Annotated in this window: 19 protein-coding genes; 11 read left to right on the plus strand and 8 right to left on the minus strand. The window is 59.8% G+C overall.

Annotated features, from left to right (window positions below; all coding sequences use genetic code 11):
• Positions 1-19 precede the first annotated feature (19 nt).
• Both V1293_RS25945 and V1293_RS25950 read right to left on the minus strand, forming a co-directional pair.
• Positions 20-712 (minus strand): MBL fold metallo-hydrolase, encoded by a 693-nt coding sequence (locus V1293_RS25945; RefSeq protein WP_334513338.1) that lies wholly within the window; start codon positions 710-712, stop codon positions 20-22.
• Between the two features lie 163 nt (positions 713-875).
• Positions 876-1,985: a CaiB/BaiF CoA transferase family protein gene (locus V1293_RS25950; RefSeq protein WP_334513340.1), complete on the minus strand. Its 1,110-nt coding sequence runs from the start codon at positions 1,983-1,985 to the stop codon at positions 876-878.
• A 202-nt stretch (positions 1,986-2,187) separates the two neighbouring features.
• On the opposite strand from V1293_RS25950, the gene V1293_RS25955 reads away from it, so the two are divergent.
• The 5 genes from V1293_RS25955 (at position 2,188) to V1293_RS25975 (ending at position 7,481) form a co-directional block, all read left to right on the plus strand.
• A complete protein-coding gene (locus V1293_RS25955; protein ID WP_442894373.1) occupies positions 2,188-3,375 on the plus strand; it encodes an acyl-CoA dehydrogenase family protein in 1,188 nt (395 codons plus the stop codon).
• Positions 3,376-3,435: 60 nt separating this feature from the next.
• Positions 3,436-4,227 (plus strand): enoyl-CoA hydratase/isomerase family protein, encoded by a 792-nt coding sequence (locus V1293_RS25960; RefSeq protein ID WP_334513342.1) that lies wholly within the window; start codon positions 3,436-3,438, stop codon positions 4,225-4,227.
• A 34-nt stretch (positions 4,228-4,261) separates the two neighbouring features.
• On the plus strand, positions 4,262-5,494 hold the full coding sequence (locus tag V1293_RS25965) for a thiolase family protein (protein ID WP_334513343.1): 1,233 nt from the start codon (positions 4,262-4,264) through the stop codon (positions 5,492-5,494).
• Positions 5,491-6,444 (plus strand): NAD(P)H-dependent flavin oxidoreductase, encoded by a 954-nt coding sequence (locus tag V1293_RS25970; RefSeq protein ID WP_334513345.1) that lies wholly within the window; start codon positions 5,491-5,493, stop codon positions 6,442-6,444. Before V1293_RS25965 ends, V1293_RS25970 begins: the two co-directional genes overlap by 4 nt.
• A 386-nt stretch (positions 6,445-6,830) precedes the next feature.
• Entirely contained in the window at positions 6,831-7,481 is a 651-nt protein-coding gene (locus tag V1293_RS25975; protein WP_334513346.1) for a TetR/AcrR family transcriptional regulator, read from the plus strand.
• Between the two features lie 50 nt (positions 7,482-7,531).
• On the opposite strand, the gene V1293_RS25980 is transcribed toward V1293_RS25975, so the two are convergent.
• On the minus strand, positions 7,532-8,320 hold the full coding sequence (locus V1293_RS25980) for an SDR family NAD(P)-dependent oxidoreductase (RefSeq protein WP_334513348.1): 789 nt from the start codon (positions 8,318-8,320) through the stop codon (positions 7,532-7,534).
• 408 nt (positions 8,321-8,728) lie between these two features.
• Positions 8,729-9,529 (minus strand): SDR family oxidoreductase, encoded by an 801-nt coding sequence (locus V1293_RS25985; RefSeq protein ID WP_334513350.1) that lies wholly within the window; start codon positions 9,527-9,529, stop codon positions 8,729-8,731.
• Between the two features lie 196 nt (positions 9,530-9,725).
• Between V1293_RS25985 and V1293_RS25990 the strand changes: the two genes are divergently transcribed.
• A complete protein-coding gene (locus V1293_RS25990; protein ID WP_334513352.1) occupies positions 9,726-10,940 on the plus strand; it encodes an acyl-CoA dehydrogenase family protein in 1,215 nt (404 codons plus the stop codon).
• A 2-nt stretch (positions 10,941-10,942) separates the two neighbouring features.
• Positions 10,943-11,749, plus strand: a complete 807-nt coding sequence (locus tag V1293_RS25995) for an SDR family NAD(P)-dependent oxidoreductase (protein ID WP_334516905.1) — start codon at positions 10,943-10,945, stop codon at positions 11,747-11,749.
• A 363-nt stretch (positions 11,750-12,112) separates the two neighbouring features.
• On the opposite strand, the gene V1293_RS26000 is transcribed toward V1293_RS25995, so the two are convergent.
• Positions 12,113-13,666: a class I adenylate-forming enzyme family protein gene (locus V1293_RS26000; protein WP_334513354.1), complete on the minus strand. Its 1,554-nt coding sequence runs from the start codon at positions 13,664-13,666 to the stop codon at positions 12,113-12,115.
• A gap of 655 nt (positions 13,667-14,321) precedes the next feature.
• Here V1293_RS26000 and V1293_RS26005 point away from each other — a divergent pair.
• Positions 14,322-15,521 (plus strand): ABC transporter substrate-binding protein, encoded by a 1,200-nt coding sequence (locus V1293_RS26005; RefSeq protein WP_334513356.1) that lies wholly within the window; start codon positions 14,322-14,324, stop codon positions 15,519-15,521.
• A gap of 57 nt (positions 15,522-15,578) precedes the next feature.
• Here V1293_RS26005 and V1293_RS26010 read toward each other — a convergent pair whose 3' ends face one another.
• Positions 15,579-17,162: an AMP-binding protein gene (locus V1293_RS26010; protein ID WP_334513357.1), complete on the minus strand. Its 1,584-nt coding sequence runs from the start codon at positions 17,160-17,162 to the stop codon at positions 15,579-15,581.
• Between the two features lie 104 nt (positions 17,163-17,266).
• On the opposite strand from V1293_RS26010, the gene V1293_RS26015 reads away from it, so the two are divergent.
• Positions 17,267-18,199 (plus strand): NAD(P)H-dependent flavin oxidoreductase, encoded by a 933-nt coding sequence (locus V1293_RS26015; protein WP_334513358.1) that lies wholly within the window; start codon positions 17,267-17,269, stop codon positions 18,197-18,199.
• Positions 18,200-18,210: 11 nt separating this feature from the next.
• On the opposite strand, the gene V1293_RS26020 is transcribed toward V1293_RS26015, so the two are convergent.
• Entirely contained in the window at positions 18,211-18,840 is a 630-nt protein-coding gene (locus V1293_RS26020) for a TetR/AcrR family transcriptional regulator (RefSeq protein ID WP_334513360.1), read from the minus strand.
• Between the two features lie 96 nt (positions 18,841-18,936).
• Between V1293_RS26020 and V1293_RS26025 the strand changes: the two genes are divergently transcribed.
• Complete coding sequence (locus V1293_RS26025; RefSeq protein WP_334513361.1) at positions 18,937-19,704, plus strand: enoyl-CoA hydratase/isomerase family protein; 768 nt, start codon at positions 18,937-18,939, stop codon at positions 19,702-19,704.
• Positions 19,705-19,725: 21 nt separating this feature from the next.
• Here V1293_RS26025 and V1293_RS36230 read toward each other — a convergent pair whose 3' ends face one another.
• Complete coding sequence (locus V1293_RS36230; protein WP_442894286.1) at positions 19,726-19,986, minus strand: SDR family NAD(P)-dependent oxidoreductase; 261 nt, start codon at positions 19,984-19,986, stop codon at positions 19,726-19,728.
• Positions 19,987-20,106: 120 nt separating this feature from the next.
• Here V1293_RS36230 and V1293_RS26030 point away from each other — a divergent pair, with 120 nt between their 5' ends.
• Positions 20,107-20,898 carry an enoyl-CoA hydratase/isomerase family protein gene (locus V1293_RS26030; protein WP_334513362.1) on the plus strand — a complete coding sequence of 264 codons (792 nt, stop codon included), beginning with the start codon at positions 20,107-20,109 and terminating at the stop codon, positions 20,896-20,898.
• Positions 20,899-20,914 lie beyond the last annotated feature (16 nt).

Consider the following 20,914-nt stretch of genomic DNA (forward strand, 5'->3'; position numbering starts at 1 on the left):
GCTCATTTCCTCGATGCGGTTACTGCAGCGCCTCGACAGGTCCCGGCGCTTTTGGGCTCGAAAGACGGCCCACCGCGCGCCCGTATTCCACCGTGAAGCCGTCGTCGTGCGCAGGCAGCAGCCAGCGCGTCTGGCCAAGCACCGCCTTCATGACGGCTCGATCTGCGGCCTGGCTCAAGCCGCTGTTGCCTGCCATGCGCGGCTCGCAATGGTTGGTCTGGAACGGGGGCGCGATGACTTGCATCCGCACATCCTGAATGACATCTCCGCAAAGACAGGCGATGCCGTCCGCGGTGTCGACAAAAACGTTCGTCGATCCTTCGGTATGACCGCCGGCGTGAGCCACGGAGATCCCCGGCAGGATGTGATGGCGCTCGAAACCCTGAAAGTCGAAGAACCACATGGCGCCCGGCGTATGAGTCCGTTCGAGAAGAAGCTCGATGTCGGCCAATCTGTAATCCCGCCGCATCATGCCGCTGGCGGCGAATTCCAGCTCGCGCCGGCTCACTGCGAACGTGGTAGTAGTTGGAAAGAGCGCAGCGCCGCCGACGTGATCGAAGTGAAGATGGGTGAAGATCACTGCGCGAATGTCGGACGGGGCAAGGCCGAAGCGCTTGAGCTCCGCGCCGATCAACTCGGTGTCGCCAGCGCCCGTGTCCACGAGAACCGGCTCCGCAGCGCCTCCCTCGATCAAATAGGCGTAGACCGGCACCTGGATTCTGGTTCCCAGCATCCGGTATTGCAAGAATTCCCCCGCGTCGACTTCGAGAACTCCCCCATTCAGGCGGTGTATAGTTCTGTGCATGCTTCCCTCCTTCGTCCGCGGAGTCGATTGTCGTCCACGAATGATGCCGCGATACGTCCTCGTGGTTGCTTCATCTCCTCGACCCGATGCCGATGTCGCGAAAGACCTCGGTTGAATGCTCGCCGAGATCCGGTGCAGGGCGGCGGATGTCCGTCGACCAGGCGCCAAAGCGCACCGGTTGAATGACATGGCTCTCGATCGTGCCGTCCGCCCGCGCTATTTTGCGGAAAAGGTTGCGGGAACGCAGGTGGGGGTCGTCGATCACGTCGCCAAGGCTGTTCAGCGGCGACCACGGTATGGAATGTCGATCCAACAGCGGTTGCCAGTGATCGAGGGAGTGGGCAGAAAGAGCTTTCGAAATGCGGGTTCGAAGCAGATCCCTGTCGCGAAGCCGGTCCGCTTGGACTAATCCCGCGGCATCGGGCATATTGAGCAGTGCGCACAGGGCGCGCCAGAAATGATCCTCATGAGCGATACTGAGGGTAATGCGGCGCCCGCCCTTTACATCGAAGATGCCGTAGGCAGGTTCGCCGAGGATTTCGAACGGTACCTTTCCGTCCATGGCAGGTGCCAGATAGGTGGACATCCAGGACGCCAGGCCGTCGGTCATTGAAATGTCTATCTCGGTGCCGCGCCCGGTGCGTTCGCGGCCAAAAAGCGCCGAAGCGATCGAAAAGGCAGCGAACATCGCGCTGCTCAAATCGCCGTAGGAGACATCCGGAAAATCCGTTCGGGTGCCAGTAGCCCGATCGAACAAATGTCCGGCAAACGCCAGATAGGACAGATCATGTGCGGTCCGGTCGCGGTAGGGGCCGGCTTGTCCAAAACCGGATATCGAGACGTAGATCAGCCGTTCGTTGACGGCTTTCATCGCCTCGTATCCTACGCCGAGGCGATCCATGGTCCCAGGCCGGAAGCCCTCGAGAACCGCGTCGGCCGTGGCGGCGAGCGCCAACAGCTGGTCGCGACCCTCGTTGCTCTTCAGATCCACGCAGACGCTTCGTTTATTGCGGGCGAGAGCGCAAAAAAATGGGGGATAGGCCCGAGCAGGGTCACCGCCCTTCGGCCGCTCGACGAGAATGACATCGGCGCCCAGGTCGGCAAGAAGCATCGTCGCGTAAGGGCCGGGATACTGCTCCGCGAGTGAAAGTATCCTGACGTTCTCGAAGATGGCTTTCATGTCATTCCATGCTCATCGGTCACGCGTCGACTTGTTGGCTGGCTTGCTATCTTTTTGAACCGGCCTGTACATCCACATGCAGTCTTGACAGAATTGAATCTAAAGTCAATATACTGACCATACGATCATGCCAGAATATTCGGCGGGCTGATCGCAGGTCGTGCTCATGGGAGAGGCACCGGTGCTTGGTGACGACGATCTGATGATCAGGGACGTAGCTCGGCGCTTCGCTCGAGAGCGTTTGTTGCCTTTCGGCCACGAGTGGGACCGAACCGGCGAGTTCCCTCCGGTCCTTCTAAGCGAAATGGGTAGTCTTGGATTGTTCGGCATTCTTGCCCCGCAGGAACACGGCGGCTTGGGCGGCGGCTATCTTACGTGGGCGGTTGCACTCGAAGAGATCGCGGCGGGGAATGGCGGCATTTCGACGTTGATGCATGTTCATGCGCTTGGCACGGCGGGTGTTCTCGCTCGTTTGGGCAACACAGAGCAGAAGGCGCGATGGTTGCCGCGCATGGTCGCCGGCGAAGCAATCGGATGCATCGCGCTGACCGAGCCCCACGCGGGATCGGACGTTGCCAAAGTCAAGACGCGGGCGCGCAAGGCGGACGGCGGCTGGCGGCTCGACGGTGTCAAGCAGTTCATCTCCAATGGCCGCCGTGCGAGCGTCGCCATCATTCTCGCCGTAACCGATCCGGAACGTGGCAATCGCGGCATGTCCTTTTTCCTCGTCCCGACCGACGCACAGGGGTTCATCGTCGGCAAGACAGAAGAGAAGTTGGGGCAGAGAACTTCTGATACCGTGCAGATCGTTCTCGACGATTGCTTTGTGCCGGAAACGGCTCTGATGGGTGAATACGGCCAGGCATTGCCGGCCACGATGGGATTACTGTCGGACGGGCGAATCTCGATCGCGGCTCAAGCGGTAGGTATGGCTCGCGCCGCCTTTGATTGCGCGCTCGAGTATGCGCGTGAGCGCAAGGCCTTTGGTAAGGCGATCATCGACCATCAGGCGCTGGCTTTCAGATTGGCGGACATGGCGACCCAGATCGATGTCGCGCGGGCATATGCCCATCATGCGGCGCGTCTGCTCGACGAAGGAGTGGAATGTGTCAAGGAAGCGTCGATGGCGAAACTGTTTGCGGGTAAGATGGCGGAGCGCGTTTGCTCCGATGCCATCCAGATCCATGGCGGATATGGATATCTCGCGGACTATCCGGTCGAGCGCATCTATCGCGATGTCCGCGTGTGCCAAATCTACGAGGGCACCAACGACATTCAGCGGCTCATCATAGCCCGAAAGCTGAGCGGTCCTACGGTCGACAAAGAGCTTGGCGGCCGATGGGGCGCATCGCCGGGGCAGGACCGGACGATGGCCATTGCGGGGCGCTGAGCCGGAAGGGATGGACCAGTGTGCGCGTGCACCGATGTCAAACAAGAAAAGGACGATGTCATGAATTTCTCCGACATTAAATATGAGCGGCGCGGCGCCGCGGCGTGGATCACGCTCAATCGTCCGGCAGAGCTGAATGCACTGAGCCTCGCGATTTTACAGGAGGTTCCGGTCGCGCTGGATATTGCTCTGCGTGATCGCGAAGTAAAGGCGATCGTCTTTACGGGCGCTGGCCGCGCCTTTTGCGCGGGAGCCGACCTCAAGTTCGTAAATGATCTGCCGCCCGAAAGGCAGATTTCGGAGACGCGCGACTTCATCGCCAGGGCAGCGGCGATGGTGGACATGGTTGAAGCGTTCCCCAAGCCCATCATCGCTGCGGTCAACGGCGTCGCAACGGCCGGGGGTATGGAGTTGCTCCTAGGGTGCGACATCGTATTCGCTGCCCGCTCGGCGAGGATGGGGGACGGTCATTCCAATTTCGGTCTCGTTCCTGGCGCGGGAGCGTCCGTGCGTCTCCCCCGGAAGATCGGGCTCAATCGGGCGCTGTATCTTTTCTTCAGCGGCGAGCTGCTGCCGGCCGACGAGATGGCCGCTGCGGGCCTTGTCAACCGCGTCGTCGACGACGGCGCCCTATCTGCTGCGGTCGACGAGTTCGTCGCCAAGATCGCGACGAAAAGCCCGCTTGGCCTTGCACGCATGAAGACCATGGCGCTCGAAAGCTTCGACAAGTCGACGGCGAATGGCATCGCCTACGAGCAGATAATGAGCGAGCTTCATGCGCACAGCTTCGATCGGAACGAAGGCATCGCGGCCTTCTCTGAAAAACGCAAACCAGATTTTCAGGGCCGTTGAGAGGCCCGCACGAGCCTGTCGGAGGAGCGTACAAATGGACGAAATCTACATCGTCGGCGTAGGCATGACGCACTTCGGAAAACTCGTCGACCAATCCATCAAGGCAATGGTCGCAACCGCGGTCGCGCAGGCGCTGGAGGATGCCGGAGCACGGGTATCCGATATCGGCGCGGGCTTCTTCGCCAACAGCACTCAAGCGATCATGGACGGACAGCATGCCGTGCGCGGTCAGATGGCTTTGCGGCCCCTCGGGTTCGCCGGCATTCCCGTCGTGAACGTCGAAAATGCCTGCGCGGGTGGGTCGACGGCCCTCAACCAGGCGGCGGCCTATCTCAAGGCCGGCATTACCGATGTGGCGCTGGCGGTCGGCGTCGAGAAGATGGTCGATCTGCAGGACAAGCGCAAATCCTCAGCCATCTTCGACGGTGCCTGGGATGTGCACGAGGTCGACGAGGTCATCGGATCCCTTGCCCAGATTGGCGATGGGATGCCGCCCCCGCCGGGCAAGGAATTGGGCGTCAAGAGTCCGTTCATGGAACTCTATGCCTCGATGACGCGGGGCCATATGGCGCGCTTCGGCACCACGGAGCGTCAGATCGCGGCCGTTGCCGCGAAGAATCATCACCATTCCACGATGAATCCGCTGTCGCAATATCAGACGGACATGACAATCGATGAGGTGCTCGCCGGAACGCTGATCTCTTGGCCGCTGACCTTGCCCATGTGCTCGCCCATCAGCGATGGCGCCGCCGCTGCGTTGATATGCACCAAGGATGCGCTCGCTCGCTTTCCGAATTCGAGGCCGGTAAAGGTGATGGCCTCCGTCCTTGCGAGCGGAAGCGACCGTGAATGGTCGCAATTTGACATGCATCTCTGTCGTCGGGCGGCTGCCAAGGCCTATGAGATCGCCGGAGTGGGTCCGGAGGATGTTTCTGTTGCCGAGGTGCATGATGCGTCATCGTTTGCCGAAATCATCCAGACTGAAAACCTGGGGTTCTGCGAACTTGGGCAGGGCGGCTGGCTCGCAGAGCGCGGAGAGACGTCGATTGGGGGGCGTATCCCGATCAATCCGTCGGGGGGCCTGATCTCGAAGGGGCACCCGATTTCGGCGACGGGCTTGGGTCAAATTCACGAATTGACACTGCAACTGCGTGGCGAAGCCGGTGCAAGGCAGGTGGACGGCGCCCGCATAGCCGTCGCTGAAAACGGTGGTGGCTTCCATGGCGTAGAGGAAGCTGCGGCTGTCGTGACGGTGCTGGGTCGATGAACGCAAGGTTCGGAGACGCGGCACTCGCCAGTGCTCTCGATCGTCGGATTTCCCTTCCCGTGATCGTCGCTCCAATGTTTCTCGTGTCGTCCGTGGATCTCGTGGTCGAGGCCTGTCGCTCCGGCATAGTCGGCTCAATGCCTACGTTCAACGCGCGCACGCCGGCAATCCTCGACGAATGGCTGGGCCAGATCGGCGATAGCCTGAGAGAAGAAGTCAGCGCGCCCCACGCGATGAACATCATTGCTCACAGCAGCAACACCCGGTTCGACGAAGATCTTGACGTCATCGTGAAGCACCGCGTTCCGCTGGTGATTTCGAGTGTCGGCAATCCGGCGCGCGTGATCGACAAGGTGAATGCCTACGGCGGTCATGTCCTTGCCGATGTCGCCAGCATAAAGCATGCGCGTCGAGCGGCGGAGGCCGGTGTGAATGGACTTGTCTTGCTTTGCGCCGGTGCAGGGGGCCACACTGGCTGGCTCAATCCCTTTGCATTCGTCGAAGAGGTGCGCAGCTTCTTCGATGGTCCGATCGCACTGGCCGGTGGGTTGTCCAACGGCCGTCAGGTCGGCGCGCTCAAAGCGCTTCGAGTTGACTACGCATTCATGGGAACGCGATTCCTCGCTGCGGAAGAGAACCACGCCAATCGAACGTACCGTCAGATGGTGATCGACAGCGGCGCGGATGATATCGTGCTCACGAGCGAAGTCTCGGGTATGCCGGCCAATATGCTGCGCCTGAGCCTCGAACGTTCTGATTTGGACGGCAAACGACCGCCGTCGGGCAAGTTCGAAATGACGCCGAACAATGACTCCCAGCGCGCCTGGCGAGACGTCTGGGGAGCAGGACATGGCGTGGGCGGCGTGAGAGAAGTCGAGCCAATTCGCGAGATTGTTACCAGGTTGAAAACGGAGTTCGCAGGCGCGCTCGGTGTCTCGAATGGCGAATGACCGCAGCTTGAGGTTCGACGCCGTTCTGCAAACGGGGGTCTCAAGGCTGCCGGTTCACGGAGCGAGCTTGAGGCTTATTTTCCGGTTCTGGCTGCTTGTTCTCCAGAATCGCTCAATTGCGGAAATCCAGCAAGATCGGTTTTGATTCGACGACCGAAGGCACGATACCATGCGGTAGCGTCATGGGTCTTCGCATCTTGTGCCTCGAACAGGTCTCCGAGCCGGCCAAATGGCCGCCTTGAGTTTCAGAACGATGCGGGCTCTACTGCAAAGCCATTGAAAATTGTTGCATTTTGAATATATCCTAATGACTTCATTGTTAAAATACCTGCCTGTCAGCTTTACCACCGGTTAGCGAAGCAGGTAGTTGGTTTAGAGGATGTTTCATGGCGCGCTGGAAAAACTCACTCCGCACCAGCGAGGAAATCAGTGGGCTCAAGCGAGAAGCTGTTGTGCGCGAGTCCGGACGCATCTTCAGCCGTCGAGGCTATCACAACGCGTCGCTCGACGATGTCGCCAAGGCGCTGAATGTTTCCAAGGGTACCTTGTACAACTACACCAAGGACAAGGAAGAAATCTTGTTCCAGTGTTGCACCATGGCGCTCGACATCGGCGAAAAGGCGTTCGAGGCGGCGAAGTCGGGCATGAACGGAGCCGAAAAACTGCGAATCACGCTTCGCAATTATATCGCGATGCTACACGATGAATTGGGGGCTTGCGGCGTTATTACCGAGATCGACGCCATGACGCCGGCGCATCGCAAGGTGATAGTCGCCCGCCGCGACGATCATCAACAGCGCTTCATAGCAATGATGGAGGAAGGGACCGCCGACGGCAGCCTGCGGATGGTGGATGTCAAGCTTGCCGTCTACACGTTTATGGGCGCGATTAATGCAATTCCTCGCTGGTATTCACCTCAGGGCCGCCTTACCAACGAGCAGATCGCCGATGGGATGGTCGACCTGCTGATGAATGGACTATGTTCGCCGCAGAGCCCGCCTGACCAGACCACCAAGCGGCGGCGCAAGGTGCGTTGATCGTGAGGTGGGGTCTCGATCTCGACGGAGTGCTGCGGGATTAAGCGCCGCTACACTGAAACGGAATAGCCCCCATTGACTGGATAGGTTTGGCCGGTGATCCAGCTTGCCGCATCGGAAGCGAGGAAGAGAATCATGTTCGCCGCATCGCTTGGCTCTCCCATCCGGCGGATGACGTAGGCGCGCAGTATTCTCTTCATCGTGTCGTCATCTGGCACCAATCCCGCCACCCCAGGCGTGTTGACGCCCGCCAGCGCGATGCAGTTGGCTGTAACGTTGTGGCGCCCGACCGCCTTGGCCAGTCCGCGCATGAAGCCCGCGGCGCCCGCTTTGGCACCCGAGTAGACGGCCAGGTGCGGCTCGCCGACACGGCCGGCATCGGAAATGACCGTAATGACGCGCCCTGCGTTGCGGCTCAGCATGCCAGGGATCGCCGCGCGCGTGCAGTTGAGCACGCCGTACAGATTCGTGCCCAACCAGCTTGCCCAGTCGTCCGGGCCGGTTTCCCAGAATGGCTTAATGTCCGACAGTCCCTGCGTCGGGCCTGCATTGCCCGCATTGTTAACGAGGATGTCGATCCGGCCGAATTCGCCTTCGGCTGTTTCAACCAGAGTGGTCACGGCACCAAAGTCAGTGACGTCGCAGGCGATCGGCAGCGCCTTGCCGCCCATGACTCGGATCTCCTCCGCTACGGCCTTTGCACGGTCCAGGTGGAAGTCGTTGACTACGATGCCGCCGGCGTTATGGGCTGCCATGTGTAGCGCGACCTGACGCCCCACACCTTGGCCTGCACCGGTAACCAGCGCAATCCGCCCCTTCAGATCCAGAATCGAGTCCATCATTTTCTCCTTTGATCGCTGGCTGGGGCGGGCCCGTCCGGCGCGGCGCGTTTTAAGGACTCGCGCCCTGTTTTTCAGATCTACGACGATGCTACACCTGCGGGAGAACGCGCCCCGTGGTTTGAGCTGTCGCGAACGGCTACGGATTGCTTCAGCCAACGCTCCGCAGTTCCTTGGTCGGCTAAAAATATAGAATGCAATAAAATGACCATAAAGTCAATTATCAAGTAGAGAGCGCCCAATGGTGGACGAAAAGAGCGACAAGCTGAGAACCAGGAGAGAGCCGGAGAGGGCGCGGGTAAAACCAAGCGGGCGGATCCGCGTGACCCATCTCTAGACGCTGGGAAATGGCAATGTCGAAAAGTGGGGGGCGTAAGCAATCTCGCGGCCCGCTTCAGTCCCTCCGGCTCATTTCTTTCGAGGCATAGCACCTGCGGTCATGCCGCCGTCCAGCACCAGTTCGGCCCCTGTCATGAAGCTTGAGGCATCGGAAGCCAAGAATACCACGGCTTCCGCGACCTCGTCCGCCGTTCCGGCACGGCCCATCGGAACATCGTTGTGTCCCATGCGGTTGGCATCGATGCGACGCGGCTGCTGCCCAGCATTGCCGAGCGGAATGGTGTCCCACAGAGGGGTATCGATCACGCCCGGATGGATCGAGTTGACTCGGACCTTGTCGCCTATGCCTGCGCATTCAAGCGCCAGCGCCTTCGCAAAGATGTGTGCACCCGCCTTCGACGCGCAATAGCCGGAGAAGGCTGCCGACCCGCGGAACGCGGCGACAGATGACATAATGATGATGCTGCCGCTTCCAGCGCGTCTCATCGCTGGGATCGCATATTTCGCACTAAGGAACACGCCGTCCAGGTTAATCGCGGTTTGTCGCCGCCAAGCCGCGAGCGTCATTTCAGTGACCAGACCCATCACCGCGACACCCGCATTCGCGACCATGATGTCGAGCCGGCCAAATCGCTGCTCGACTGCCTCGACGGCTTTTGCCCAGCCCGTTTCGTCAGTCACATCCTGGGTGAGTGCCATGGCAAGGGCGCCTGCGCCAGCCAGTGTTTCGGCCAGCACCTCCGCACGCACACCGTCTAAATCGGATACCACGACAGCTGCGCCTTCGCGCGCCAGCGCGGCGGCAGATGCGGCACCAATTCCTGATGCGCCGCCGGTCACGAACGCTACCTTTCCTTCCAACTTTGCCATGTGCCTAGTTCCTTTTGCGCCGTTCACACGTTGTGTTTTTGGCGCGAACAAGTGTTCCACAGGCGCCATTGCCCGCGGCTTCGTGAAATGACTTCGAGATATATATACTTGACTTTGAAGTCACGCGCTGCATTTATCTTCCTGCTTTTGATTGGATGTCGTGCCGCGCCGTGTCCGGCGGCAAAAGGAGGCAGGAATGAACGCTAACACTCAGGCGGGAATAGCAGGCAGCGTGAAAATGCGCAGTCGCCCCGAACAGACAGGGCTTCCCGAAAAAGAATATGAGGCATTCAAACGCGATATTTTCGAAGCTATCTGGCGAGATCTCGATCCCCTCGAGGAGCAGATCGAGAACGACGAGCACGTTCCTCACGAAATCGTCGACCCGCTGCTGCTGAAAATGGGAGCTTTCGGCCTCATGATCCCGCGCCGGTTCGGCGGCATCGGGCTCTCGACGTCGCAATACATGCCCATCCTGGCGGAATTTTCAAAAATTCAGGGCGGCATCCGCGTGCTCGTCCACGTGCACAACTCCGTGAGCCATGGCCTGCTGGAAATCGCATCTGAAGAGCAGCTCCAGGCAATCATGCCGGCCGTGGCAAAGGGCACGAAGTCCGTTGCGTTCGGTCTCACCGAACCCGATTTCGGTTCGGGCGCGGACATCGGAACCGGCGCGGTCCGCGACGGTGATGATTATGTCATCAACGGCCGCAAATGGCTGATCACCAATTCGGACTTCGCTACCCACTTTATGATTATCGCGAAGACCGACCCGTCGAAAGGGGCGGACGGTATCAGCAGCATCTTGGTCGAGCGGAATACGCCCGGCCTGACCGTTACCCCGCTGCCCGAGACGATGGGATGCAAGGGAGGCGAGCACGGCCAGATCGATCTGGTGAATGTCCGTGTGCCGGTGAGCAATATCCTCGGCAAGGAGGGCGAGGGGCTGACCCAAATGGAGGAAGTGCTCGAAATCAGCCGAGTATTCATCGCGGCCACGTCGCTCGGCACGGCCGAGCGCGCCATGGAACTGTCGCTTGATTTCGCGAAGAAGCGTGTGACGTTCGGCAAGGCCATTGCGTCGCGTCAGGCGATCCAGCGTTATATCGCCGAAATGGGCACCGACATCTATGCGCTGCGCGGCATGATTGCCGATGCGACGGCCAAGTGGGATTCGGGACGCCGTATTCCCGCCGAAGCGTCGATGAGCAAACTTTTCGGACTTGAGGCCGTGGGCCGCGTGACGGATCGTTCACTGCTGATCCATGGCGGCATCGGCTATACGCGCAAATATCCGATCGAACGCCTCTATCGCGATGCGCGCCTCAATTGGTTGGAGGAGGGTCCTCCGACCATCCAGATGGCGGTTGCAGCGCACGCATTCCTAAACGGCTACGATTGGGATGCTTGAACATGGTCAGTTGTGCGGGCAAGGTCGCGCTGATCGTCGGCGGTACGCGTGGCATCGGCAGGGCAAGCGTGCTTGCGCTGGCCAAAGAGGGGGCGACCGTAATTGTCGCGGGTCGCTCTTTCGACACGGCGCGGGAAGTTGCTGCTGAGGCGGCAGCTCTCGGCGCGACGGCTGAGGCGTTGGCGCTCGATATTGCCGACCCGGCTCGGTCAAAGGCTGCCATCGACGAGGCTGCAGGACGCCATGGCGCGCTCGACATACTAGTCGCCAACGCCGGTATTAGCCCCTATTGGACGCGCGCCGAAAAGGTGACGCCGGAGATGTGGGACACGCTGATGGACGTCAATCTGCGCGGGCTGTTTTTCGCCGTGCAGGCGGGAGCTATGCACATGCTGAAAAACGGAGGTGGCAGCATAGTCTCGGTCTCTTCGGTGACGGCCGTGGTCGGCGTGACCCGGGGTATGCCATATGTCGCCTCAAAGGGCGGCATGGACGCCATGACCCGTTCGCTCGCAGTCGAATGGGCTGACCGGCAAGTCCGTGTAAACGGCGTCGCACCTGGATATATCGCCACTGACATGACGCACGGCATGCGGGAAAATTATACGCTCAAGCAGTCGTTACTCGATACAGTTCCGATGGCTCGTTTTGCCGACCCGGAGGAAGTCGCGGCGGTGATTGCCTTTCTCGCATCCGACGGTGCTTCGTATATCACCGGACAGACGATCATCGTCGATGGCGGTTTCGCGGCAGGCCGAGATTCCTCTCCGAGCCGCGCCTCTAACAGGCAAGATGGCGTCGGCAACTGATCGCCCCGGCCGGAAATTTGGCTATCGCATCGGCCGACGGCGCTCCCTGAAAATTCGAGCCTTGTCTAGAGCGAAGATGTCCTCCATCGAATGGCGGACCAATCGCGCCTTGCTCCGCCGGAGTCGGACTTCGGACGACTCGTAAAGGCTTGAAAATCGCGGGCCTGTGCACGGAAATGCTCCGGTCGAGCTCTCGACCGGATGCGAGGCGATAAGCCGTCGTTGCTTTGCTTTTGTCGCGGGTAGTCTCCGCCTTTGCTGGGAGAACCCGAACGGATCCTCTCCTACTTGGCAGATGACCGTTCATCAGTGGACGACGAACGATGCACATGCACGGGCTACGAGGAATGGCCCCGACGGTTGTCAAATCTGGCGGGTGCTCTCTACCCAGAACTTGCTGCGCACTTCGCGGCGCAGGACTTTCCCGACCGTGCTTCGGGGGAGTCTGTCCCAGACCTCGATCTGCTTTGGCGCCTTCACGCTGCCTATTCTTGACTTGCAAAAGGCGATGAGCTCCTCCACGTCCAGGATGCACCCCGTCCTGACTTCCACCGCGGCGACGATGCGTTCGCCCCATTTCTCATCGGGGGCGCCGACCACCGCGCAATCCTGGACCATGTGATGGCACATCAAGGCCTGTTCGACTTCGGAGGGATAAACGTTGAAGCCGCCTGTGATGATCAGTTCGCGCTTGCGGTCCGTAAGATAGAAGTAGCCATCCCTATCCTTGTAGCCGACGTCGCCCGAGCGGTGCCAACCATTCAACCGTGTCGCCGCGGTCTCCTCGGGCTGCTTGTAGTACCCGACCATGAGCAGCCCGCTTCGGCAGACGATCTCGCCCGGAGCGCCGTCCGTGACGATTTGGCCTTCGTCGTCCATGATTTCGACATGGCTGAACGGCCCGGCGCGACCTACGGAGGTGATACGATGATTGAGCGCCGGATCAGAGAGGATCTCTGCATGATCTTCCCGGGTCAGCACGGTCATTGCCATCATGCATTCGGTTTGCCCGTAGCATTGCATCATGACATGTCCGAATGCGTCAGCCGCCAGCCGCAGCTTCTCGACCGACATCGGTGCGGCGCCGTACATAAAATATCTCAGCGTCGAGTAGTCGTATTTCCTCAAATTCGGGTCCGACAGCAGCATGTAGATAAGTGTCGGCGGCATGAACAAGACCGATATCTTGTATTTCTCAATATTGGCGAGGATGTCTGCCGGAGCGGTCGACTTTTGAATGACGGTAGTCGTTCCCAGCGGCAATAGCGCCCAGTTTAGGACGCCGGCAGCATGGGTGAGCGGCGCAACGACCAAGTGTACTGGCGGCTCATCAAAGTGCATCGTGGCATAGAAACTCGCAGTCATGGCACCGAAAGAATGGCTGTTATGGACGACGCCCTTGGACGCGCCCGTCGTTCCACCGGATGAGAGGATGCACACGGCGTCGTCCATCCTGGCGTCCGGCAAGACCACCCGCTTTCCGGGCTGTGAAAGCCAATCGAGGATATAGGGCCGGTCGCCATCCGCCTTGTCGATGCAGACAGCGCCCTTCATCATCGGCGACTTCTTCATGAGTTCGATCGCCTGCTCCGCCAGGCTGGAGTGATAGAACAACCAAACGCAGTCCAGCTTGATGGCATGCCGGACGTTCTCGTCCGTCGAATTTCTGTAGTTCAGCGGCACCCAGACGGTTCCGGCACGCTGGATAAGGTACTGGCTCGTGAGGACATGCGGATGATTGGGTGACACTATGCCGATCGACTCTCCGGGAAGGACGCCGGCCCGCAGCAACGCTTGAGCGCCGGCTTCGCAATGCGAATCGATCTCCGCGAATGTGTAGGTCAGTTCTCCATCGGTCACGCAGACGCGGTCGGGATACTTGACGACGCCCTGTTTGAAGAAATCAATGAGCAGCATTATTCAGGTCCTCCCAGTTGTCTTTTCTCTTGGGGGTCACGACGGATCGCAGGTATCGGCGAACACTTCTCGACTGTCGCCCGCCGGATTGCCGCGTCCAGACCAGACATAGATTTCGTGGCCTTGCGCGTCGCCGAAGATGCCGTACTGCGGTCAAGTCTCGATCGATTTGGCCTCCATGTTAGTGGACACTGTTGTGGCCCGATCCAGGGTGTCGTCCGAGGCCAGCAAAAAGGCCATCGCAAATCCGAAACTGCGACCGATTCCTCCGACGAGGCGTCCTGCATCCTGCAACCGGGAAGCACGACGGTGTCTTCGATTTTGACGCTGAAGTCAACAAATAATAATTCACAATCAGATCGTATGTAGCGCATGGCCAATCCCTGCTACTTCGCAGATTGAACTTGTCGGGGCTTCTTGCGCAGGCAACGACGGTATCGTTTCATGGAATGACGTCCAAGTCATATAACTTGACACAATAGTCATTTCTAGATCATATGATCGGATGGCGCCGTTCGGACCCAAGCCCGTTCGACCTACGAGGGCAGATGGCCATCGAAGGGCGCCTTAACGCCGTGGCCTGCCGAAGGCGGCGAGACGGCGTCCTGACAAATAACGTCGCGAACGCGAAGTCGAAAACTGGAGGAAATGTCAAATGGCCTACCTGAAACTCGGAGCTGCGCTCGCTTTCGCGATATTTGCGGCACCCGTGTATGCCAACGAGGATGGTGTCAAGATCGGGGTTCTCAGCGACATGTCCGGACCCTACGCATCGATAACTGGTCCAGGCTCCGTGGTGGCGGCTCAGATGGCGATCGAGGATTTCGGCGGCAAGGTTCTTGGAAAGCCGATTTCGCTGTTATCGGCCGATCATCAGAACAAGTCGGACCTTGGTTCCGGCATCGCCAAGCGTTGGTATGACGTCCAGGGGGTCGATGCCATATTTGACGTGCCGAATTCTGCGGTCGCCCTCGCCGTGGCCGGAATCTCCGGTGAGCGAAAGAAAATCGTTGGATTCTCTGGTGCTTCCACCTCTACCCTGACGGGCGCAGCGTGCCAGGAGACGACGTCGGCGTGGGCGTACGACACTTACTCCCTTGTCAACGGCTCGATCAAATTCCTCGCTCGACAGGGAACGGACACCTGGTTTTTCGTTGCGCTCGACAGCGAGTCCGGAAAGGCCTTCGAGACGCTCGGGACGCGCGCCATCGAAGATCTCCACGGGAAAGTGGTCGGAGCCGTCCGGCATCCCATCAACACGGCGGATTTTTCCTCTTTCCTTTTGCAGGCGCAGGCGTCAAAGGCCAAAGCGGTGGCACTGGCAAACGCCGGAAACGACACGGTCGTATCGCTGCGGCAGGCGAACGAGTTTCAACTACCTCAAAGCGGGCAAACGGTCGTTGCGCTCATTTTGGTGCTGAATGACGTGAAAGCTCTCGGGCTGGAGACTGCACAGGGCGCGATACTTTCCGAGAGCTTCTATTGGGACAATGATGATGAAACCCGTGCCTGGAACAAGAGATTCATGGACCGGCATGGCGCTCCCGCGAACATGATGCAGGCAGGAGTCTACAGCGCCGTGCTGCATTATTTGAAGGGCGTCGCGAAGGCGGGAACGGTCGAAGGCCGGGCAGTGGCCGCTATGATGAAGTCGATGCCGGTCGAGGACTTCTACACCAAAGGTGCGGCCGTGCGCGCCGACGGGCGGGTTATGCGCGACATGTACATCTTCCGAGCTAAATCTCCCTCGGAATCGAAGGGCCCTTGGGATCTCTATCAGAAGCTCGGCAAGGTGGACGCCGCGGACGCTTACTTGCCTCTTGAACAGAGTACGTGTCCCCTCGTAAAGCGCTAGTCCCGCCCATCGTATCGCGGCTGGCCTGATGCCGACCGATGTTCCGGCCGGCGCATTTCAGGTATCCGACTGCACGAAATCCGCGAGGCAAATAGAGCCGAGCTCCCCCTTTAGACTGCGTCTTAGCGCGACCTTGTCGATCTTGCCGAGCGCCGTCGTTGGCAGCGCTTCCATGATCGTGATGCGTTTCGGCGCATGGACCGAACCCTTCCGTTGTTTGACGTGGTCGATCAACGAGTGCGGTTCGACGGCGCCGCCGGGCCTCAGGACGACCGCAGCAACGACGGCCTCGCCCCAGCGATCGTCGGGGATCCCGACGACGGCAGCCATGGCGACTGATGCGTGATCGGTCAGCGCATCCTCCACTTCCCGGGGATAGACGTTGAAGCCTCCGGAAATGATAAGGTCCTTCTTCCGATCGACAATGTAGAGGTATCCCCGATCGTCCATTCGTGCGACGTCACCGGTGTGTACCCAGCCTCCGGCCAGGGTTTCCGCGGTAAGATCCGGCAGTTTCCAATAGCCATCCATCGCCGCCGGTGTGCGCGCACAGATCTCGCCAGCATCGCCATGCGCAACCTCGTTGCCGTCACTGTCAAGAAGTTTGACCTCGCAGGTGGCAACCGGAATGCCGCAGGACGAAAGCAGCGCGGGATTTCGGGGATCATGGTCCTGTCGCCTGAGGACCGATATCGGAAAGCACTCCGTTTGCCCGTAGCCTTGTGCGAGCACGGGCCCAATTCGCTCGATGGCCTCGACGAGACGGGCCGGAGAGGCGGGAGCTGCCCCGTAGAACAGGTATTCCAGAGACGAAACGTCGACTTTGCTCAGGCATGGCTCGTCGAGGAGTGCATACAGCATGGTGGGGACGATGAAAGTAAAGTTGATCCCTTCGCGCGCGATCCGTTCCAATATCCGCGGTGGATCGAATTTGCCGGCGAGATGGACGGTGCCCCCACGGCGCCAGGTCGGCAGCAGCATCGTTCCGCCGGCGTGGCTGTTGGGTGCGATGGCGAGGTAACGTGGTGTCACCGGAAGATCGAGATCGGCCAGCATGCCGAACGATGCAAAAGCAACGGCAGCATCGTTGGAGCGAACGGCTCCCTTGCTGCGCCCAGTCGTGCCGCCGGTGTAGTGCACCAGGGCTGTGTCGCCGGGCAAGGCGATGTCCACCGGCGTAGAACTGCCGATCTCGCGGGCCGCAACCACCAGATCGCCGGCGAAGTCGGACGAGCCGAGCGCGAAGCGTTTCACTTCCGGCGGCAATTTCGCGCAAAGCTCGTTTGCCCTGCCGGCATGGCCTCTCGGATCGGCGATGAATATCGCGGCATCGCTGTTCGTGATTTGAAAGAGCTGATCGTCGAGAGAGCCTTTTGGATGCAGCCAGGTGATGCTCAAACCAAGTCCTTGTGCGGCGACGCCCGCGCACCAGCTTTCCGCGCTGTTCTCCGAAAGAAGGGCGACCCGCTCGCCCCGGCGGAAATCGTTACGAGCGAATACCGCCTGCATCCGTCCGATCAAGTCAAAGGCCCCGGCATAGCTCAGCTTCCCGCCCTCCCACACAAAGGCGTCGCGATCCGGATACCGGCGCAGGGCTCGCAAGGTCTGGGACGCTATCGTCAAGCCGTTATGGGTGCCCATTTGCTCCTCCATTCCATTTCAAAATTATTTAGACCTATAGGATGAAATTTCTACTCAAAAGTCAATAAGCATGCTAATAGAGGCCATCTTTGAAGAGGGAAGTCATGGCCGGTCAATTTGGTGATCCGTTGTTGGCGAGTCGGATCCGGGCGAATCTTGCGCTGCCTGTTATCGCCGCCCCGATGTTCCTGGTGTCGGGTCCAGATCTCGTCATTGCCGCAGCACGTGCCGGCATCATCGGGGGCATCCCGGCGCTCAACCAGCGCACGACGGAAGGCTTCGAGAGCTGGCTCGAGCAAATCGAGCAGGCGACGGCAGGCGCCGCTTATGCCGTCAATCTGATCGTTCATGACAGCAACAGCCGTCTCGAAGCGGACCTGAACGTGACTGTCCGCCATCGGGCACCCTTGATCATTGCGAGCATCGGAAGTCCCGCACCAGTGGTGGAAAGGGTGAGAGCCTATGGCGGGCTGGTGTTTTCGGACGTCGCCTCCGTCCGGCATGCTCGCCGGGCGGCCGAAGCGGGCGTCGACGGTCTGATATTGCTATGCGCGGGCGCGGGCGGGAATACGGGCTGGCTCAATCCATTCGCATTCGTCGCAGAAGTGCGAAGATTTTGGAACGGCCCGATCGCGCTGGCCGGGGCAATTTCCCGCGGCAGCTACGTGCACCTTGCGGAGGAAATGGGGGGCGACTTCGCCTTTGTCGGTACGCCGTTCATAGCTGCGCGGGAGAGCCTTGCCCCGGAGGCCTATCGTTCCATGCTTGTCGAGAGCGGAGCGGACGATATCGTTCTGACGGCGGAAGTGACCGGCATTCCCGCAAACATGCTGCGGCAGAGCCTGCAAAAATCGGGCTACATAGCCAAGAAAGGAGCGTCTGCTCGCTTCGACCTGAACGCCGAATTGGAGACACTGCGTGCGTGGCGCGATATCTGGAGCGCAGGTCACGGCGTGGGTGATGTCAATGCCGTTGAAAACCTTGCTGATATCGTTAGTCGTTTCTCCACCGACTACCATCAGGCGCGCCGGAGATGATCAGGCTGATGTCACCGCGCGCGGATCGCCTCGGCGAGGAAATCCGTGAACTGTTCGGCGATCTGCTGGCTGTTGAAGGTGCCCTGCGGATTGAACCACCTCGTCATCCAGTTCACCGCACCCATGAAGTAGAAGACCGTGAGCTTGGGGTCGACCGAACGTATCGAACCGTCCGCGATGCCGGCCGCAACGTAAGTCCTGAATTGATGGTCGAACCTGTCGCGCCGGGCCGTGATGATCTTTCGGTTGGCTGGCGTAAGCGCATCGATCTCGGTCAGTACCGCAAAAGCGCCGAATTCGCTGGTGAGCAATTCGAGATAACGTCGCGCGAGGGCAATGACCCTCTCGAAGCCGGTGCCTTCGATGCTTTCCGCGAAGGCGATCGCCTGGTCTGCAAGGTCGCTCGAGATCAGGTGACATTCAAAAAGGATCTCTTCCTTGCCCTTAACATAGTAGTACAGCGCTGCTTTGGTCACGCCGAGCTGCTTCGCAACGTCATCCAGCGACGTGTTGTAATATCCACGGGCACTGAAGGCGCGGGCGGCTTCTCGAACAAGTGCACCGCGCTTCCGCGCCGATTGCTCATCCCGGTTCAGAACGGCATTTTTCCAGGCGGAAACTTGACGTGGCTTGGTTGGCAAAACGGTTCTCCCCTTGCGACACCATTACGCCGAGTCGCATTCAACTAAGCAGTAAATTAGTCTACGCCACGTAAAAAAACCAGTTGTGAGGCTCGTATGGCGGTCAGAACGGAAGATCTGGACTTTGGCGTCCGGCGCATCGTGATTGCAAGACCGCAAGCCCGCAACGCGATCGATGATGAAGTGCGCCGGCGCCTTGAAAACGAGCTCGATTGCGCGGTTGCGGATAGCGGTGTTCGGGCGGTGGTTCTCGCGGGCGAGGGAGCGCATTTCTCGGTCGGTGGCGACATCACATTTCTACAGACCTTGGATCGCGCTGGTTTCATGGCCTTTCACCGGGATGCGCTCGCATTGGTAAGAAAACTTGCCAGCTTTCCTAAGCCCATGATCGCGTCGGTCAGGGGAGCCTGTGCGGGCGGAAGCGTCGGATTCGCTCTCTGCGCCGATTATCTGGTTGCCTCGCGAACCGCCTATTTCGGCGTCCAGTTCATGCGAATCGGGCTCACGCCGGACATGGGGGTCCTGTATCTCCTGCATCAGCGCCTCGGGAAAGCGGCGCGCCGGTTGATTCTCGATGATCGCTTGGTCCGCGCAGAAGAAGCCGCTTCGCTCGGGCTATGCGACAAGCTGGTCGAGGATGATGCTCTCGAGAGCGAGTGCGTGGAACTCGCATCGCGCCTTGGGGCGTTGGCACCGAAAGCGTTTCGGCAGACAAAATGGCTCTTCCGCAGAACGGAGGGGGAATTTGAGCGCTTCCTGAACGACGAGATGACGGCAGCCGCGGATTGCCTCGGAAGCTCCGAGTTCATCGAGGGCACCCGGGCGTTCTTCGACAAGCGAGCGCCCCGTTTCCCTGCGCTTTGAACGCATCGAAAAGTGCACTGCTCACCTAATTGCTGCACCGGGTCGAAGATATCGGCTCAGGCCGATGTCGCGTAGCCCGGCCCGTTCAACGAGATCCGCTACATCCTCCAGCCGGGTGACGTCCGCCCGAAGGGCGATCGCCTTTCCGCCGGTGCCCTCGATTTGGCTGACGACGGAGTTTGCCCGCTCAAGAAAGTAATCATTGACGACTACGCCACCCGCGTTGCTGGCGGCAAGATGCAGCGCAACCTGTCGGCCTACGCCTTGGCCTGCCCCCGTCACCAGCGCGATGCGGCCCTGAGATCGAGAATATTTGACATGAGGGAGTTCCGGCTTTTACGCTATTGACTATTGGTAAAATAATTCTACTATATAGTTAATAAACAGTCTGATTGGACGAATATGAGTGAGCCTCTTTCCTATCGCAAGCATCTCGGCGCGGGCTGGTTGACTTTGAATAGGCCCGACGAATTGAACAGTCTCACGGCTGATTTGCTGCGGGCGATCTCCGACCGCCTGGAGGAAGCCGCCTCGGACTCCACGCTGAAGGCATTGGTTTTCACGGGCGCCGGCCGCGCGTTTTGCGCAGGAGCCGACCTCAAGGTTATCGATGCGCTGCCGCAAGCGGAGCGTGACCAGCGAACCGCGGCCTTCCTGGCACAGGCTTCGACCACGTTTACCGCCGTCGCGAATTTCCCGAAACCGGTGATCGCGGCTGTGAACGGGATTGCGACGGCGGGCGGGCTGGAACTCATCCTCGCGTGCGACATCGTAGTTGCCGCAAAGGGTGCGAGGATTGGTGACGGCCATGCCAATTATGGTCTGCTTCCCGGTGCCGGCGCGTCGGTACGATTGCCGCGACGGGTCGGCGCCGCCCGAGCGAAATATCTCTTCTTTACCGGCGAGCTCGTTCCCGCGGAAACACTCGTTGCTGCAGGGCTCGTCAACGAGGTTGTGGAAGACGACAAACTGATTGCGCGAGCGGAAGAGATTGTTTCGACTCTGGCGACGAAGAGCCCGCTTGGGCTTTCGCGCATGAAGCAATTGGCGAACTTCGGCCTCGATAACGCGTCGGAAGCGCAAGGTTTGGCGTTCGAGCACGCGCTGGCCGTGCTCCACACCTGCAGCTACGACAGGAACGAGGGGATAGCCGCTTTCAAAGGCCGCAGAACGCCGGACTTCAAGGGGCGCTGAAACGCAAGGAATCCGG

Origin of the sequence: Bradyrhizobium sp. AZCC 1693, assembly GCF_036924745.1 — a bacterium.
Taxonomy (GTDB): Bacteria; Pseudomonadota; Alphaproteobacteria; order Rhizobiales; family Xanthobacteraceae; genus Bradyrhizobium.